This is a genomic window from Allobosea sp. RIT-PG3_2 (assembly GCF_057321085.1).
The window spans coordinates 13,175-29,635 of the sequence record NZ_JBXWCA010000011.1 but is presented as its reverse complement, the minus strand read 5'-3'; the positions used below and the strand labels follow the sequence as shown (position 1 = coordinate 29,635).

Annotated in this window: 13 protein-coding genes and 1 pseudogene; 5 read left to right on the top strand and 9 right to left on the bottom strand. The window is 58.8% G+C overall.

What is annotated here, in order from left to right; translation table 11 throughout:
- Window positions 1-48 precede the first annotated feature (48 nt).
- Window positions 49-455: pseudogene (locus tag AC2FAN_RS23995) on the top strand (transposase); the annotation flags it as partial.
- A gap of 157 nt (window positions 456-612) precedes the next feature.
- Here the strand turns inward: AC2FAN_RS23995 and AC2FAN_RS23990 are convergent.
- The 9 genes from AC2FAN_RS23990 to rfbF are packed head-to-tail and all read right to left on the bottom strand — an operon-like array spanning window position 613 to window position 7,918.
- Complete coding sequence (locus AC2FAN_RS23990) at window positions 613-1,593, bottom strand: glycosyltransferase family 2 protein (protein WP_485176627.1); 981 nt, start codon at window positions 1,591-1,593, stop codon at window positions 613-615.
- A gap of 4 nt (window positions 1,594-1,597) precedes the next feature.
- Window positions 1,598-2,311, bottom strand: coding sequence for a class I SAM-dependent methyltransferase (locus AC2FAN_RS23985; RefSeq protein ID WP_485176626.1), 714 nt, complete (start codon window positions 2,309-2,311; stop codon window positions 1,598-1,600).
- 7 nt (window positions 2,312-2,318) lie between these two features.
- Window positions 2,319-3,068: a class I SAM-dependent methyltransferase gene (locus AC2FAN_RS23980; protein ID WP_485176625.1), complete on the bottom strand. Its 750-nt coding sequence runs from the start codon at window positions 3,066-3,068 to the stop codon at window positions 2,319-2,321.
- A 7-nt stretch (window positions 3,069-3,075) separates the two neighbouring features.
- Window positions 3,076-3,465 (bottom strand): GtrA family protein, encoded by a 390-nt coding sequence (locus tag AC2FAN_RS23975; protein ID WP_485176624.1) that lies wholly within the window; start codon window positions 3,463-3,465, stop codon window positions 3,076-3,078.
- Window positions 3,462-4,379 carry an NAD-dependent epimerase/dehydratase family protein gene (locus AC2FAN_RS23970; RefSeq protein ID WP_485176623.1) on the bottom strand — a complete coding sequence of 306 codons (918 nt, stop codon included), beginning with the start codon at window positions 4,377-4,379 and terminating at the stop codon, window positions 3,462-3,464. Before AC2FAN_RS23970 ends, AC2FAN_RS23975 begins: the two co-directional genes overlap by 4 nt.
- Entirely contained in the window at window positions 4,376-5,278 is a 903-nt protein-coding gene (locus AC2FAN_RS23965; protein ID WP_485176622.1) for a transketolase family protein, read from the bottom strand. Before AC2FAN_RS23965 ends, AC2FAN_RS23970 begins: the two co-directional genes overlap by 4 nt.
- Entirely contained in the window at window positions 5,275-6,090 is an 816-nt protein-coding gene (locus AC2FAN_RS23960; RefSeq protein WP_485176620.1) for a transketolase, read from the bottom strand. Before AC2FAN_RS23960 ends, AC2FAN_RS23965 begins: the two co-directional genes overlap by 4 nt.
- Window positions 6,087-7,157 (bottom strand): CDP-glucose 4,6-dehydratase, encoded by a 1,071-nt coding sequence (gene rfbG / locus AC2FAN_RS23955; protein WP_485176754.1) that lies wholly within the window; start codon window positions 7,155-7,157, stop codon window positions 6,087-6,089. The genes AC2FAN_RS23960 and rfbG overlap by 4 nt, the downstream gene beginning before the upstream one ends.
- Entirely contained in the window at window positions 7,151-7,918 is a 768-nt protein-coding gene (rfbF, locus tag AC2FAN_RS23950; protein ID WP_485176619.1) for a glucose-1-phosphate cytidylyltransferase, read from the bottom strand. Before rfbF ends, rfbG begins: the two co-directional genes overlap by 7 nt.
- A gap of 479 nt (window positions 7,919-8,397) precedes the next feature.
- Between rfbF and AC2FAN_RS23945 the strand changes: the two genes are divergently transcribed.
- Genes AC2FAN_RS23945 through AC2FAN_RS23930 form a run of 4 tightly spaced genes read left to right on the top strand, consistent with a single transcriptional unit; the run spans window position 8,398 to window position 16,241 of the window.
- On the top strand, window positions 8,398-9,228 hold the full coding sequence (locus tag AC2FAN_RS23945) for an ABC transporter permease (RefSeq protein WP_485176618.1): 831 nt from the start codon (window positions 8,398-8,400) through the stop codon (window positions 9,226-9,228).
- Window positions 9,218-10,558 carry an ABC transporter ATP-binding protein gene (locus AC2FAN_RS23940; RefSeq protein ID WP_485176617.1) on the top strand — a complete coding sequence of 447 codons (1,341 nt, stop codon included), beginning with the start codon at window positions 9,218-9,220 and terminating at the stop codon, window positions 10,556-10,558. Before AC2FAN_RS23945 ends, AC2FAN_RS23940 begins: the two co-directional genes overlap by 11 nt.
- A 45-nt stretch (window positions 10,559-10,603) precedes the next feature.
- Entirely contained in the window at window positions 10,604-14,071 is a 3,468-nt protein-coding gene (locus AC2FAN_RS23935) for a glycosyltransferase (protein ID WP_485176616.1), read from the top strand.
- Window positions 14,072-14,117: 46 nt separating this feature from the next.
- Window positions 14,118-16,241, top strand: a complete 2,124-nt coding sequence (locus AC2FAN_RS23930; RefSeq protein ID WP_485176615.1) for a DUF6311 domain-containing protein — start codon at window positions 14,118-14,120, stop codon at window positions 16,239-16,241.
- Window positions 16,242-16,461 lie beyond the last annotated feature (220 nt).

Below are 16,461 nucleotides of genomic sequence, written 5' to 3'. Positions count from 1 at the left end.
CGGACACGCCCTCCCACTTCCGTAAGGGGTAAGAGTAATGTCGTGTCTATGACTGGTTCGATATCGAAGAGTGAGGTCCTTTCGGGACCAGAGCGGCGGCGTCGGTGGGCGCCGGCCGAGAAGCTGGCGATTGTCGCCGAGACCTACGAGCCGGGCATGAGCGTTAGCCTAGTGGCGCGGCGGCACGGGATCGCGCCCAACCAGGTGTTCTCCTGGCGTCGGCTGGCAAACCAGGGTGCGCTGACGGCGACGCGGGCGGAGGAGGAGGTCGTCCCGGCTTCTGACTACCGGATGCTGCAAAACCAGATCCGCGAACTGCATCGGCTGCTCGGCAAGAAGACGCTTGAGGCCGAGATCCTGAAGGAAGCGCTCGACGCCGCGGCGGGCCCAAAAAAACACCTGTTGCGCTCGCTGTCGTGGCCCAACGACGGTTCGCGATGAAGGCCGTCTGTGAATGAGCGCCGAAGATTGACCCCTCTCTCAATGAAGATAATCATTCTATTTGTATGGTTTAGGGCCGCTTCCCGTGGGGTCACGCTTCGGTGCCGATCCACAATATAATTGCAGAACCTAATATCGCATAGGATAGTATCAGCCAAAATTTTTCTACTATCATTTCTTGTAGCGATTCTCAGATTTTTCCGGCGCGAGATCAACATTGATCCTCTCTCGCTCCACAACCATCGGACCTCGACGTACTTGCGCATGAATAGCCGTAATATATTCACCCATCATGCCTATAAACATGAGCTGAACACCTGAGAAAAAGAACAGAGCGATGATGATCGTCTGCGTACCTGCAGGCGCAGAGCTCTGTGCCAGCAACGCCAAAACGAAGGTGATGAGCGCATACAGAAGAGCAAGGCTGGCTACACCGAAACCGAGAAAACTACATACGCGCATTGGAGCATCGGTAAAGGAAAATATACCATTCATCGCCTGATCGATCAGGCGAAGAGCATTGTTTTTCGAGATGCCGCGCTTCCGTGCCTTCCAAGTATAGGGGATAATAAGACGCCGGAATCCTGCCGAAGCAATAATGCCCCTGATATAAGGATACTGATCGCGGTGACTGACGACGACCTCCCAGACCTTCCGGTCGATCAGTTGAAATTCCCCGACATTCTCCGGAATTTCAAATTCGGACAGCGTGTTGACGATACGATAGAAAATGCGCCGACACGTGCGCAGCGCCCAAGTCTCCTCACGGTTCGCACGTGCACCAGCAACGACCTCGATGCCATTCTCCCAATGGCGCACCATCTCAGGGATCAATTCGGGCGGATCCTGCAGATCTACCGGCAAGAATACCAGGATCGCATCGCCTGTCGCATAGCGCAGCGCGTTGAAGTTCGATCGGAAGGGCCCGAAATTCCGTGCATTCAGGATAACCTTGACGGCGGGGTCCGCCGCGGCAATGCGCCGGAGGATTTCGACGGTCGAATCCTCCGAGGCATTGTCGGAGAAGATGTGCTCACGCTCATACTGCGCGAGCGGCCCGCCCGGCGCGAAGAGCGCTTGCACCGCTTCATGACAGGCCTCGACATTTTCGTCCTCGTTATAGCAAGGGGAAACGATAGAGATGCGCGCCATGGCTTCAGGCCCGCGCCGTCATGAAATGAGATTGCGCAAGCCAGCGCGTGGCGGCGGTCGCCTCCAGTGCGGGCTCGATCGCAAGGCTCGGCTTCACCATGACTTCAGGCAGGCCCGGCAGAAGGAAGTCGCGCGTTGCGACATCCACATTGCGCCAACCTGCCGCTGGAAGCGCCCTTCGCAATTCGCCAGGCGTAAATGCCATCTCGTCCGGCTCCAGCCTCGCGAAACGGCGCCCAATCTTTGTGCCAAAAATGAAGGCGCAATACGGGTTGAGGAAATTCGGTTCGACGAAGGCAAGGCCCCCGCCGGGATTGGTTAAACCATGCAGCGCGCTCAAAACGTCGGGGAGACGCTGCACCAGATGGTGCAGGATTCCATTGCCGCACACCATGTCGAACCGACCGAAAGCCATAGGCTTGTCGCCAAGAAGGTCGAACAGCTCATAGCGCAAATTGGGAGCGGAGTGCCTTGCGCGGGCCTCCGCGACAAAAGCTTCACTGATATCGACAGCGACAATCTCCGCGTTGCTGTGTGTCGCAAGGTACGCCGCCGTCTCCCCAGTGCCGCTGCCGATCTCCAGGACGCGCTGTGCTCCGAAACGCGCAATCTGCGTGACAAACCAATCGCCGCGCCGGCGCATGCGCAACGGCGTGGATCCGACCGGTGCAAAAACCTGATTGAATCCACGCTCGTCCTGCAGGGTGAATCGAGACATGTGACAGTCAGACCTTTCGGGCGACGATACCATAGCCGAGCGGATCAGCCTTTGAGCCCCAGCCGAAGCAGAGAGAAAGATGCGCTAGACCAAGAGCCAGCAGAGCGGGAGGCACCGCCAGCAGCAGCAACGGCAGGCGCCAAGGATGGGATGGCTTGGCGAGTCGCATGCAGACGACAATCAGTTTGTTGGCGACCACGGCTAGATCGTCGCCGCGCTCTTCGATCGTCACGCTGTCGAAGCTCGAGAACATGCGCGCAAGACGATAGCGCGTGAAGCGATGATAATCATGCGGCGCGTGATGCACGCGAGCCGAGAAGGGCACCGTGGCGACCAGCGTGCCGCCTGGCTGCAACACGCGGTACATCTCCGATATCAGAGCGACCGGATCCTCCGCATGTTCCAGAACCTCTGTGCAGAGGATGCATTCCTGGCTGCCATTCGCGAAAGGAATGGTCATGCCGTCGAAATCCACGATCTCGGGGTGGCGCCGCATACCGAAATCATCGGCCACGGGTACATCAAGCCCCGTATAGTGCACGGTCTCTGGCAAAAGGCTGCGAAAAGGCATTTCGCCGCAACCGACATCCAGCACATTGCCCTGCATCTCAGCCAGATGCGGTACGAGGAAGCGCGTACAGGTCAGCAACTGAAGATCCAGCGTCATGCGCGCGGCAAAGGCGATCCGGCCCAGTGCTCCCGCGCTCCGCCGAATCGGAATGGGCTTGAACTCCTCAACGACGGATGTTTTGCTCATGGCGTTCTCATGGCGCGGGGCGCGGCGACTGTCCACGGAAAACGAAACCGCGCAAACCAAAATAGACGCATGTAGCCAGGATTGGGACGAGAACAGCCTGCGCGATCAGCGGGCCGAGCCCGACCCATTCCAACAGGTGCAGCAATACGAAATTCAATGTGCCGAGCGCAATGTAGAAAACCAGGAAGCGCGGCAATAGGCGGCGCGAAGTGCTGCCGAATACCAACCCGCCATAGCTGAAAAAATTAAAGAGGAAAGCGAGCCCCATCGCTCCTGCAACCGCAAGCCACAGGGGCATGCCGACCAGCACGAGCACCGCATAGCTCACATAGCCGAAGGCCGTATTCAGCCCACCGACGGCAAGAAAACGCAGAATTCGCCACCACTCCGCAGTCATCTCGGGTGTGCTCGGTACCACTCGACCGTATCGGCAAGCCCGGTATCTATGTCGATGCGCGGCTCCCAACCCGTTGCGGCACGCAAGCGTGCATTGTCGGCCTCCATGTGCATAACCTGATCCGGTCGAAACGGTATCTCGCCAAAGATCAGTTCCATGCCCGGCGCGGTGAGATCGCGAATGCGCTTGACGACATCGCGTACCCGTACCGCCCGTCCCGAGCCGAGATTAAACACACCTGCGGCGGACTCGGTCGTAGCAACTGCGAGAATACCGCGGGCGACGTCCTCCACATGCAGCCAATCCCAGCTTTGCGTGCCCAGCGTCGTTTTCAGTCGGCGCCCAGCCAGCATTTCGGTCACGAGCATTGGGATCAGCCAACCGTCATTATCGTCTGGTCCGTAAGTCGAAAACAGACGCAGCCAAGCATGCCTGATACCCGCCTGCGCTGCGAGTTGCCGTGTCAGGAAAAGCGAGGCCACTTTGGCAGCACCATAGAGCGTCGTCGGCTCCGGCAAAACATCCTCGCGCATCGAGGACCCTGCTCCGTATTCGCCTTGGCTGCCAACACCAACGAAGCTATTCACTCCGGCAGCGACACAAGCCTCGACCAGCGCACAAGCAGCCTCGACATTGTCAGTGATCTGTCGGCGGTCAAATCGAGCTGCATTCGCCACCCCAGACCAAGCCAAGTGGAGCACAGCGTCAGGGCGATACTTGGTCATGGCTGCCGTCAGTGCTGCCTGATCGCGCAGATCGATGTCAAGCCGTGCGAAGCGCCCAGCCAGCCGAGCGAGGCGTGGCGCGGGCGAGCCTGGCCTGATGGCTGCTGCGACCTCGTGCCCATCCTCCAGAGCGACTCGCAATGTCTCTGCGCCGACGAACCCAGTTGCTCCGGTAAGAAAGAGCTTCACAGCAAACGGGCCGCGTGATCTTCGATCGAGCCCAATCGATCCAGCAGCCAAGCTTGACTGCCAATCTGACCGCTTAACGCCTCTGTCACGCCATACTTGCCGAAGCGTGGCGAGAGGCCATGCGTGAGTAGCAGATCAGCGACACGGCTACCGAAGCCGCCGCTGATATTATGTTCCTCAATCGTGAGAATGGCACGATGCGATCGTGCAGCTTCCAACACCGCCGCCTCATCCAACGGGCGAAAGCCGGGGAAGCTCAGCACGCTGGCAGAGATCCCGCGCCCGGCGAGCGCGTCAGCCGCCGAGAGCGCGCGACCGAGGATCGGTCCAGTCGCAAGCAGGGCGATGTCGGTCCCCGCACGCAGCGTGACCGCACGTGCCAACTCGATCACCGTACCGGGAGCATGCAAAGCAGGCTCGCCCGAACGTCCGAGGCGGAGATAGGCCGGACAGCGGCGGTCGAGAAGCTGAGGCAACAGTGCCATCGCTTCGAGAGGGTCGGCTGGGCAGGCCACCACCATGTTGGGCAGCATCGCCATGATGCCAAGATCCTCGACGCCATGATGCGTATAGCCCTGCGCACCATAAGCGAGGCCACCGCCAACCGAGATCACCGTCACGGGCAGATTGTGATAGCACACGTCATTGCGCAACTGTTCAAGGCAGCGCAATGTCGGGAAATTCGCGATCGAATAGAGCACCACGCGACGCCCCGAGAGGGCGAGGCCTGCCGCGATTCCAACCATGGCCTGCTCGCAGACTCCGACATTGGCATATTGTGTTGGCAAGGCCTCGGCGAAGCGCTCCAGCACCGAGTAGCCTAGATCGGCCGTCAGTAGCATCACATCGGGGTTGGCGTGCGCGTAAGCGGTCAGCGCGTCGATCGTCTCGGTTCTCATGCCACCTCTTCCAACTCAGCCAATGCGGCTTCGAGCTGCGCGACATCCGGGTTGCGATAGTGCCAGAGCAATTGGCCTTCCATAAACGAGATACCCTTGCCCTTTATCGTGTGCGCCACGATCGCAGTCGGTCGACCCTCACGTGGAGGCGGGCCCGATAGCGTTTCGATGAGCGCGGCATGGTCATGACCGTCCAGCTCGTGCACCCCCCAGTTGAATGCACGGAACTTCTCGGCAAGGGGATGCAGATCGCTCACCTCGGCGACGCTGCCGAAGCTCTGAATCTTGTTGTAGTCCACGATCAAGGTAAGATTGGACAGGCGGAAATGCTGCGCGAATTGGATCGCTTCCCAATTGGACCCCTCATCGAGTTCGCCATCGCTAACCACGCAGAAGCTGCGCCAGGTGGACCCTGAACGCTGCGCGGCTAGCGCCATCCCGGCAGCCACCGGCAATCCATGACCTAGCGAACCCGTCGAAAGCTCCACACCCGGCACCATCGTAGTGACATGCCCCGCCAAGCGGCCGCCATCGGCGGAGTAAGTGTCGAGCTCAGCCAGGGGGAGGAATCCCTTTTCGGCAAGCGCCGCATAAACAATCGCCGCGGCATGCCCTTTGCTCACGATAAGGCGGTCGCGCTCGGTCCAGTCCGGGCGCGTGGAATCGATGCGCATGATCCCGCCATAGAGCACGGCCATGATGTCAGCCATCGACAGGCACGAGCCGACATGGGAGGCGCGAGCACGGTGCGTCATGCGCAGCGCGTGGCGACGTAGACGGCGGGCCAGAGCCTCCGTATCGATTTGATTCATGCCGCCCTTGTTCCCATCATGGCGATCTGCGCGCGGGTCAACGCCACGACATCTTCGCCGCGCAACCACGCACCATACCAGTCCGCCGTCATTGCCACGGTTGCAGCAAAATCAAGCCTGGGCGTCCAGCCGAGGCGCGCCCGCGCTTTACTGCAATCGAGGGCCAATAGCTTCGCCTCGTGCGGCGCGCCAGAATCCGGCGTGATCTCGATACGGCCTTGCCCCAGAGCGCGCACCATGGCTTGCGCCACATCGAGTACCTGACGGTTCTCCGCAGGGTCAGGACCTATATTCCACGCCTCATCAAAACCGTCACGGCCAGTCCAAAGATGCTCTGCGAGCATCAGGTAGGCCGAGAGCGGCTCGAGTACGTGCTGCCAAGGCCGAACCGCTGTGGGGTTGCGCAGTCGAACCAGAGCGTCATCGCTCAGACAGCCGCGCACGATGTCGGGGATCAATCGGTCAGCCGACCAGTCACCGCCGCCGATCACATTGCCCGCGCGCAGTGTCGCGATGCGGGCAGGATGCTTACCAGGGCCGTAGAAGCTGCGCCTCATGGAGATAGCGGCAAGTTCAGTGCAGCCCTTGCTGGCGCTATAGGGGTCGTGCCCCCCAAGGGCATCTGTCTCGCGATATCCCCATGCCCATTCACGATTCTCGTAGGCTTTGTCGCTTGTCACGATGAGCACCGCGCGCGTTGCGTCGCACTTACGCAATGCGTCGAGCAGCGACACGGTGCCGAGAACATTGGTCGCAAATGTCTCGACCGGCTCAGCATAAGAGTGCCGCACCAACGCCTGGGCAGCCATGTGGATGACCACCTCCGGCCTCGCCTCAGCGATCAGCGCGTCGAGCGCTACTCGGTCGTTGATATCGGCTTGAACGAAGCGGCCGCGCGTCTTCAGGTCGAGCAGATCATGCAGGTTGGGCGAGGTGATCGGAGGAAGTGCCAGACCTGAAACCTCGGCCCCCAATTCAGCTAGCCAGAAGGCAAGCCATGCACCCTTGAACCCCGTCTGCCCGGTCAGCAAGACGCGCCGCCCTGCCCAGAAAGAAGCCATCACCACTGCTTCCAAGGTGGGCTTCCCGAAGCCCAGAGCTGCTCAAGATAAGTCCGATCGCGGATCGTATCCATCGGTTGAAAAAAGCCTTCATGACGGAAGGCGCGCAATTCGCCATCTGCAGCAAGCCGCTCCAATGGCTCTTGTTCCCATACGGTTGAATCGCCAGCAATGAGCCGGCCGACCAGAGGAGAAAGAACGAAAAAGCCCCCGTTAATGAAGCCGCCCTCGCCCTTCGGCTTCTCGCGGAAGCTCATCACGCGGTCGCCCTCCAAATCGAGAATGCCGAAGCGAAGGGGAGGATAGACAGCTGTCACTGTCGCCAGCTTTCCATGCTTGCGGTGGAAGCGGATGGACTCTCCAATATTGACGTCGGAGACTCCGTCTCCATAGGTCAGACAGAAGGCGTCGCCCTCGATAAGGTCCAATACCCGAGCAAGGCGCCCACCGGTCATTGTGGCTTCGCCCGTGTCGATCAAAGTGACTCGCCAGTCTTCTGCCTCGTTGCGATGCGTCGTCATTGAATGAGCGGCCAGATCGAAGGTCACATCGGACATGTGCAATGTGTAGTTCGCAAAAAATTCTTTGATCAGATGCCCCTTATATCCGAGGCAAACGATGAAATCTGTTACGCCATGCGCGGCGTACATCTTCATGATATGCCATAGGATAGGCCGCCCCCCGATTTCGACCAGAGGCTTCGGCTTCACCAACGTCTCTTCGCTGAGACGAGTACCGAGCCCTCCAGCTAGAATTACGGCCTGCATATCAAATCCCGCTCACACAACCTCAAGAAGCGCGGGAACAGCTACCTCAGCCGTGGGCGAACATCAATTGCGGCGCGAGAGCTGGCTTGATCAAACTGTACAGCTCGGCTGAGTGGCGTTTAGGCCTGAAGAGAGGCCATGACGAGATATGTGCGCCGGAACTACAGTCCAGCTTTCACGGAAGGTGGCACTGGTTTCAATCAGAGCGCGTAGACGCCGGTCAAGTTCGCCCTGAAAGATCGCGTAGGGCCAGAAATAGAACGCAGGACTCGCCCTCAGGCCGGAGGAGATCAGGGTTTCAGGTCGGGCTCGGCCGATGCTGGACGCCCCAGCCGAGATTGGATATAGACCCTGCCTTCGCAGGTGCCCGGCAATGACGCTAGACGCGTCCCCGGGATAGCAATTCGCATTTTCGCGCTAGTCGGAAGCGATAGTGCTAGCAAGCGGAGCATCTGAGGAACTTGGTTTTGGAGGCGGGGTTGGAGACGGTCGAACGCATAAGCCGTCACTGGAGCGGCGCGATATCGTCGATCTGGAGCAACCGGGAGATCATCCGTGCCTTCATCGCCAGGGAGATCACCGGGCGCTATCGCGGTTCCTTCGGCGGATTGCTCTGGGCGTTGATCAACCCATTGCTTATGCTCACCATTTATACCTTCGTCTTCGCCGTGGTGTTCAAGGCACGATGGTCGTCCTCGGAGCCGGAGAGCGGCACGGGCTTCGCTGTGGTGCTGTTCGTTGGGCTGATCGTCCACGGCCTGTTCGCCGAATGCCTCCTGCGCGCCCCGCGTGTGATCATCGAACATTCCAATCTCGTGAAAAAGGTGATCTTTCCGCTTGAGGTTCTGCCCATCGTCACACTTGGTGTCGCTCTTTTTCATGCGGGCGTGAGCATCGTTGTTCTCTTTGCAGCCATGGTTTTTGGGGGCGCGCAGCTGCATGTCACAGCACTGCTTCTTCCAGTCGTGCTGATTCCATTGATCGCAATCACGCTGGGCCTGAGTTGGTTCGTCGCAGCGCTTGGTGTTTACATCCGTGACATCGGCCAGCTCATCGGCCTTCTGACAACGGTGTTGCTCTTTCTGTCGCCGGTTTTCTATCCGATATCCGCGTTGCCCGAGAGCTACCGAGCATTGGTGCTGTTCAATCCCTTGACGCTCCCAATCGAACAAGCGCGCGATGTCCTGATCTGGGGACGGCTCCCTGACTGGCGAGCTCTGGCGGCATACTACATCATAGGCTTTCTGGTGGCATCGTTCGGCTATTGGTGGTTCAAGAGCAGTCAAAAGGGCTTCGCAGATGTCCTCTGACGTTGCGGTCGCTGTCGAGCGCGTCAGCAAGAGCTTCCTGATGTATGCCCGCCCCGAAGACCGCCTCAAGCAGGCGCTTGTTCCCAGGCTCGCGCGTCTCCTGCGGCGCCCGGAACCTTGCTACTATCAAGAGTTTTGGGCGCTCCGTGATGTCTCTTTCTCCATCCGCAAGGCGGAGACCGTTGGCATCATCGGCCGCAATGGCGCCGGCAAGTCGACGCTACTCCAGATCATCTGCGGCACGCTGGCGCCGACGTCCGGCACAGTGCGAACGTTCGGACGGATCGCTGCTCTCCTGGAGTTGGGTGCTGGCTTCAATCCCGAGTTCACCGGGCGTGAGAATGTCTACCTCAACGGCACGCTCATGGGTCTCTCGACCGCGGAGATCGATGCCCGCCTGCCTGACATCGAGGCCTTTGCCGATATAGGCGATTTTCTCAACCAACCGGTGAAGACTTATTCCAGCGGCATGTCGGTTCGGCTGGCCTTCGCCGTGATCGCCCATGTCGATGCCGACATCCTGATCATTGATGAAGCACTCGCGGTCGGCGACGCACTGTTCGTCCAAAAATGCATGCGCTTCCTGCGGGATTTCGCAAAACGAGGGACGTTGCTCTTCGTCAGTCACGACACTGCCGCGGTCCTGGCTTTGTGTGATCGTGCGATCTGGCTGGACGGCGGGGCGGTCACGGAGGACGGGCAACCCAAGCTGGTGTCGGAAGCCTATCTCGCCCGGATGCATCATGCTGCACTTGGTTCGCATTCGAGTTTGAAGCGAACGCCCGTCAAGCAGAGCGAAACGGATTCGCCTCCCGCTACCGAACTTGGAACGAGCGAAACGGTATCGGAGAGCCAACTGACTGGAACGCACGGAAGCTCGTCATTCGGTGCCGGCGGGGCGGAGATCAAAAGCGTGGCGCTACTCACGGCGAGCGGGCAGGCAGTCCAGACCGTCAATGGGGGCGAGGACGTCACACTGGAGATCTTGGTCAGTGTTCTGGCCCCACTAACCAGCCCGATTCTGGGCTTTTACGTGAGGGATCGCCTCGGTCAGAATCTGCTCGGCGAAAATACATATCTGAGTTACCGAGATGCCGGGATAACTGCGGAGCCTGGAGACATGCTCCGAGCGCGCTTCTCGTTCCAGATGCCCCATCTCCTGCATGGGCATTACAGCGTGTGCGTCGCGGTGGCCGATGGGACGCAGGCCGTTCACGCACAACACCATTGGATCAACGACGCCTTGATCTTTACGTCGCTCCAGCAACACAACCACCGCGGTCTCATTGGCCTGCCCGATATGAAGGTTGCGTTGGAGCAAACCTCCTGAGGCCAGGCGGCCGTTCTGCTGTGTTCGTGAGCGAGAGATTCTGTGATGGTTGAGACGTTCAAGCGCGAAGCCGCTGCGACGCCGATGGATTTCAGCGGCGAGAGGCTGACATCAGCGATCTCGGGCGAGGTGGCGGTCGAGCACTATCATCGCTATTTCCTGGCACGCGACTTCTGCGATGGCCTTGATGTGCTCGATATCGCAGCCGGAGAAGGGTATGGCTCCGCCATCCTGGCGCAAGTGGCGCGATCTGTGGTCGGCGTCGAAATCGACCCCGCCGTAGTCGATGCCGCCAACGCGGAGTTCGTTCGCGGCAATCTGCGTTACATTGAAGGCGACGCGCGGGCGATTCCATTGCCGGACGCCAGCATCGATGTCGCGGTGTCCTTCGAGACTTTCGAACATTTCGGCGAACACGAGCTCTTCCTGGCGGAGTTGCGCCGCGTCCTGCGCCCGAATGGGCTCCTCATCATCAGCACGCCGGACCGCGACATTTATTCCGGCCCCGACATTCCACCAAACCCGTTTCACGTCAGGGAAGTGAACCGGCCTGAGTTCGAGAGCGCACTGTCCGCTCAATTCGGGAATGTGCGGATCGCGAGCCAACGTTCGCTGGTCGGCTCCTTCATCGAGGGCGACCAGGAGGACCTACCCACACGACACTTTGAAGCTCGAGGTGGCGATCAGATTGAAGCGGGCGAAACGATGGCGCGGGCGCCATATCTTATCGCCTTCGCCTCTGACGCCGCACTGCCGTCGCCGCCTCGCAGCCTGTACGTCTATCGGAGCGACTTCGAGATGGACGCGCAGGCCCGTCAGTTGATAGCGCAAGCCCAATTGCAGAATCAGCAGTTGCACGCGGCGACCACGACGCTCGAAGCCGAATTGCGGGCAACCTTGGGGCGCGAAGCCGAGCTTCACCGGACGGCCAAAGAACTCGAAACGCAGCTCGCGGCGGCGGTCACGGCATTCGGCGGCGTGCAACAAGAACTCGAGCGCCTGCGGGCATCGCTCAGTTGGCGCGCCACAGCTCCCTTGCGATCTGTCATGACCCGTTATCCAGGCCTCGCCCGCCGCCTGCGTCAGGGAGCAAAGCTCGCCTATTGGATCGTGACCGGCCAACTCCCCCGACGCTTGCGAGCGTCGATCGCCTACCGTACCTCGCCGCCATCCGCCGATATTGCGGCCCCTGTCAGCGAGCTCGAAGGCTTGTCGCCCGCAGATGATAGATCGGCGGCGAGCCTCAGCGGAGGCGTCGGTTCGACTTCCTTGCAAGCCAAAGGCCCGATCCGTGCCGCTCTAGCCAAGCACCCCACGATACAAAGATTGGCGAGGCGCACCGCGAAAGTTCTGTGGTGGACTGTGACGCTGCAACTTCGCCAGCGACTTGCCGATAGGAGGCAGGCGCTCGCTTCACAGACGGCGCGCAAGGTTCCCAAATCTCGCGCCACTTTGGAGGACCTCAAAAAACAAGCCGTTAATATTGCCACGAAAGATTTGACCGAGTTCCTAAATTCGGGCGCGAGAATTGTCTTCCCTTCCCACGAAGAACCGCAGATTTCCGTTCTCATAGTGGTTTGGAACAAGGCTTATTTTACCTTACGTTGCCTTCAAGCATTGAATTCGGTTTCGTCAAAAATTGAGATCATCCTAGTTGACAATGCGTCGACTGACGAAACCACCGACATGTTGAGCCGCATCGACGGAATTCATGTCATTGTGAGCGACGTGAACGAGGGGTTTTTGACCGCAACCAATCGCGCGGCGAGCGTCGCGCGGGGACACGCATTTTTGCTTCTAAACAATGATGCGTTCGTGCGCCCCAGCGCGATTGAAGCTGCCTTCGCGACCTTGAACGAAGAGCCGAACGCCGGGGCCGTCGGTGGACGATTGATCCTGCCCGACGGGTCTCTTCAAGAGGCAGGAAGCATAATTTGGTCTGACGGAAGCACACAAGGTTATGGACGTGGGATAGAGCCCGATGCAGGGGAGGCCATGTTTCGTCGAGACGTCGATTATTGCTCCGGCGCGTTCTTGATGACGCCTGCCGCTGTTTGGAACAAACTGAATGGCTTCGACACGATCTACGCTCCCGCATACTATGAGGAAGTAGATTATTGCATGCGGGTAGCCGAAATTGGATTGCGTACAATATACGAACCCGAGGCGGCTGTTGATCATTTCGAATTTGGCAGTGAAAATAAGCGTGGCGACACGCTTAATTTAGTCCTGCGGAACCGAGAGCATTTCAGAGGTCGCCATGCCTCCGAGCTTCGCGAGAAGCATCTTCCCCCAAGCGCTGATAATATCCTGGTGGCAAGGCGTGCAGCCGCTAGCCGGGCTCGGTGCCTTCTGGTTATCGATGACCTCGTCCCTCTCGCTTCCCTAGGCTCAGGGCTGCCCCGCACAAAGGCGATTTTAAGGACGGCCTCCGATCTGGGGTGGAATGTCGTATTCTACCCTCTTGGCCGCACCGATATCGAATGGTCCGCTACCTGGCTTGAAATTCCGAAGAACGTCGAAATCATACTCGACGGGGCCCCCGGATTTGCGGATTTCATGGTGGCTCGACGAGGATATTTCGATACGGCGCTGGTTAGCCGGCCGCACAATATGGCCTTTGTTTCTACTCATTTGCGCGGGGACGCCGCAAAGGACAGGGACGTGCGAATTATCTACGATGCGGAGGCCCTATTCGCGCTGAGGGAAATACTGCGCGCCGAGGTGGCAGGAACGCCTTTGCCCGCGAAGGAAGCCGAATTGCTGATAGCCTCCGAACTGGCCATTTGCGACAGCGCAGACGCGATTGTCTGCGTGACAGAAGCGGAGGCGTCGATATTCCGCAATCGCTTTTCAGAGCAGCATCGGCCGCCGGTGGGCGTTTTAAGCTTCCCCACGGAACAAAGAGAGGGAGCGCCCGAGTTCGAGGCGCGTGAAGGATTTTTGTTCATCGGACGGCTGCTTGAAACGGCTTCTCCAAACTGGGATGGGCTGGTGTGGTTTCTGCGAGAATGCTGGCCACATGTCAGAAGAGCTCTGCCGAACGCCACGCTGACGGTCGTGGGACATGTGCATCCGGCCCACGGTCAGCTGGACGCGCCGGGAGTTCGATTTACTGGCCCGCTTGATGAACTGCAAACAGCATATGATGCTGCACGGGTGTTCCTGGCACCTGTGAGATTCGCGGCGGGAATCCCGATCAAGATCGTTGAAGCAACGGCCGCAGGGGTGCCAACAGTCGGGACGCGATTGATGGCGCGTCAGATGAACTTCGAACCGGGGCGCGAGATAATGGCGGAGGACGAGCCTATCGCCTTCGCCGAAGCTGCGGTAGCACTTCACAGGGATCGGAGCGCCTGGCTTGACATGCGGGATGCTGCGCAACGCCGAATTCGGGCAGAACACAGCGCCATGCGTTTCCAAGCCTCCTTGGCCGAAATTCTCGACGGAGGGACGGCCGATATCAGCATTGAAAACGAGACGATGGCTTCCACGCCTTCGTCTGGCAAATAATTCTCGCTCCGAAAGTGAACCAACGTAGATGACTACAGATAAGTCGTTGAAATCGAAGTTCGCATCAGACGCGCGCTGGCACTCCGTTTTCTTCGGATTAGCAGCCTTTGCGGTTGGCTTATCCTTGGCTTTTTATCTGTTCCCTTCAGCTATGTTGCTGGACAAATGGGAATGGTGGGCGACGGAAACGGGCGACAATCCCGTTGGCGTTGTTGGTTATCTTTATCTCGCCGAAGATAAGTGGCGGTGGCCCTTAACTCAAACAAATCTTCTGAATCCACCCGCTGGTATCAACGCTTTCTATACGGATCTAGTGCCGATAGCGGCATTGATCGGGAAATTGATTTATGGCTTGACGGGTCATATTCACCTATACTTTGGTCATTGGATACTTCTTGCGTATGGGATGCAGGCATTCCTCGGGTGGTTGATTCTGACGCAGCTTGGAGCCAATCGCCTTGTGGCCGTCATCGGCGCAGCGTTATTTATTCTGCCGTCTTTTGTCGCCCGCGCCGGGCACATTGGTCTCATCTCCCACTGGGTCGTCCTGCTTGCGATCCTCTCTTACATTAGGGTTGTCAAATTAGCGGGTCGCCGGGAGTGTGTTCTTTGGGCGATTGCTCTTGGCAGCGTGGCCAGCATCAATCCATATCTTCTCGCGATGTGCGCCGCGATATTCATCGCGGGTATTGCCGAGGCCGCGCGGCGACGGCGCGTCAGCGCGAGCGATGCCGTTATCGCGATCGCATTGCTGCTCTCGACTAGCATTGCTTGGGCTTTTGCCCTCGGGATCCTGGGGCAGGGAAGCCTTCCCCACGATGTCGGTTTCGGCGTCTATTCCATGAATTTGCTGTCGCCGCTAATGCCGCAGTCGAGTTCAATTCCGGGCTTCGCGGACGTACTTAACCCGACGGGCGGCCAGTATGAGGGTTTCAATTATCTCGGCGCCGGGGTTATAGCTATCGGTCTCATCGCGCTGATTTTTTACTTTAGCTCGGTAAAAAGGGTCGTGTCATCGAACCCCATTCTCGCGGTCATCCTTGTCGGACTGACGGTATATGCGGTGTCCGACAAGCTCTACCTTGGCCAACGATTCATAGTCGATCTGGGCTACAGAAAGCTTCCCGGACTGAGCACATTAACATCGGTTTTTAGATCGAGCGGGCGCTTTTTCTGGCCGGTCGGGTACTGCGTCCTAATCGTATTCATCACGATTATCGCGCGGCGCTTCTCACGCCCCGTTGCAGCCGCTGTCCTGCTCAGTGCTGTGCTTGCGCAGTGGGTCGATATGAGGCCGTTGCTCGCCGTTACTCATGCAGTATGGCAAGTAAAGCCCGAGCTAGTCGATCGAAAGGCATTCATCGAGGCGACGAAGTCTTATGGCGAGTTCGTCCTCTATCCGCCTTCCGCGTGCCCAGCCATGTCGGAGCGCGATATAATCGCGCAGCTGCAGTTGATTGCCGCCCAGGCCAAGCTGCCGGTGAACGCGGCCTTCGTGAATCGTGGAGGCCCTAGCTGCGCCGATGCCGAAAACCGCTTCAGCAAGGATATCGCAGCGGATGCCGTGACCAAGAATCCACTTGTCATCGCTCTCAAGAGCGCATGGTCGCCGACTTTGCTCGTCACCGGTGCCACCAATGGGTTTACATGCCGCGAAACAGTCAACTTGATTGTCTGCGGGAAAAACCAGACCGATCCGGTGTTTACGAGGTTAGGTGACGAAATCCGACCCATCGCGCTGGGCACCCAAAAGGAGCTTTCCGCGGCCAATCAGGGAGCCGGCGTTCCTTATCTGGGAATCGGCTGGTCCCTCGCTGATCAATATGTGCGCTGGGCGAGCGGGCCAGAGACGACGATTGCGGGCCGGCTCGAAAAGCCAGTTTGCAATAATTTGACTTTTAAGGCTCTGGTGACACCGCTGTCGTTTGGAAATTACATTGCTGCGACCGCGAAGCTAACTCTCAATGACACGGAGGTCGGAGAAATTTCGCTCAGCAGCCCTGCTCAGCAACTAGTCCAGCATACGATTTCGCTCGGTGGGCGCTGTGTCGACACCATCAAGCTCGGATTGCACTTCAAAGATTTGCAGAGCCCGGCTGAATTGGGAATGAACCCCGATGTCCGGAAACTATCTTGGCTCTTCCGGTGGTTCTCCGTAACTGGCGATTAGAGCGTGATCCTTACGCAGAGCGTGCATCGGGCAGGTGGCATATCGGTACCTGCCCACTCGCCTTCCTGGATGAGCAATCAATCCTGAAGGCCGTCATCGCGAACGGGGAATTGAAGAGGCTCATGGAGCCGGAATACCAGGGCGACTCGATGGGCACGGGCGGGTCGCTGTATTCGAAATCGCTGGTTGGAACGAGCGCGCGCCAAGGCGGCCGGCTGCA

Coding starts and splice junctions, on each gene's coding strand:
- AC2FAN_RS23960 (WP_485176620.1), bottom strand. CDS start 6,090: ATGAATCAAATCGATACGGAGGCTCTGGCCCGCCGTCTACGTCGCCAC.
- AC2FAN_RS23990 (WP_485176627.1), bottom strand. CDS start 1,593: ATGGCGCGCATCTCTATCGTTTCCCCTTGCTATAACGAGGACGAAAAT.
- AC2FAN_RS23965 (WP_485176622.1), bottom strand. CDS start 5,278: ATGAGAACCGAGACGATCGACGCGCTGACCGCTTACGCGCACGCCAAC.
- AC2FAN_RS23980 (WP_485176625.1), bottom strand. CDS start 3,068: ATGAGCAAAACATCCGTCGTTGAGGAGTTCAAGCCCATTCCGATTCGG.
- AC2FAN_RS23985 (WP_485176626.1), bottom strand. CDS start 2,311: ATGTCTCGATTCACCCTGCAGGACGAGCGTGGATTCAATCAGGTTTTT.
- AC2FAN_RS23975 (WP_485176624.1), bottom strand. CDS start 3,465: ATGACTGCGGAGTGGTGGCGAATTCTGCGTTTTCTTGCCGTCGGTGGG.
- rfbF (WP_485176619.1), bottom strand. CDS start 7,918: ATGCAGGCCGTAATTCTAGCTGGAGGGCTCGGTACTCGTCTCAGCGAA.
- AC2FAN_RS23940 (WP_485176617.1), top strand. CDS start 9,218: ATGTCCTCTGACGTTGCGGTCGCTGTCGAGCGCGTCAGCAAGAGCTTC.
- AC2FAN_RS23935 (WP_485176616.1), top strand. CDS start 10,604: ATGGTTGAGACGTTCAAGCGCGAAGCCGCTGCGACGCCGATGGATTTC.